The organism is Acinetobacter seohaensis, from assembly GCF_056431365.1.
This window is the reverse complement of record NZ_JBWKMK010000013.1, coordinates 1-617: the sequence shown is the minus strand read 5'-3', so window position 1 is coordinate 617 and position 617 is coordinate 1. Positions and strand designations below refer to the sequence as shown.

2 tRNA genes and 1 rRNA gene are annotated in these 617 nt (G+C 41.8%); all 3 read left to right on the top strand.

Annotation, left to right across the window (positions count from 1 at the left end):
• Positions 1 to 80: ribosomal RNA gene (locus AC07E5_RS01415) — 16S ribosomal RNA — on the top strand; the annotation flags it as partial.
• A gap of 158 nt (positions 81 to 238) precedes the next feature.
• Positions 239 to 315 (top strand) — tRNA-Ile (locus AC07E5_RS01410).
• A gap of 70 nt (positions 316 to 385) precedes the next feature.
• A tRNA-Ala gene (locus AC07E5_RS01405) sits at positions 386 to 461 on the top strand.
• Positions 462 to 617 lie beyond the last annotated feature (156 nt).

Here is a 617-nt window from a genome sequence, read left to right as displayed (position 1 = left end):
TTACCACGGTGTGGCCGATGACTGGGGTGAAGTCGTAACAAGGTAGCCGTAGGGGAACCTGCGGCTGGATCACCTCCTTAACGAAAGATTGACGATTGGTAAGAATCCACAACAAGTTGTTCTTCATGACGATGTGTCTTAAAAGATAATTCGAGGTTTTCGAATTGGATTGAGTAGCAGATACTACGCACTGCGTTTGTCTTGCGAAAAATACAAAGCGATGCTTTGATTTTTCTCAGGGTCTGTAGCTCAGTTGGTTAGAGCACACGCTTGATAAGCGTGGGGTCACAAGTTCAAGTCTTGTCAGACCCACCATGACTTTGACCTAGATTGAATAAATCAAGTTACAGGAATTGAAGATACATCGAATCACAGATGATAAGCTGGGGACTTAGCTTAGTTGGTAGAGCGCCTGCTTTGCACGCAGGAGGTCAGGAGTTCGACTCTCCTAGTCTCCACCACGTACTTATTGAGTATGGGTATAAGCTAAAGATTACAGAATTTAGTAAGTATAAGCTTATTAAGTTCTGTGATTTAAATATCACAGTATTTAGTGCGGTCTGACGAAGACGCATTAATTCATTAACAGATTGGCAAAAATTGAGTCTGAAATAAAT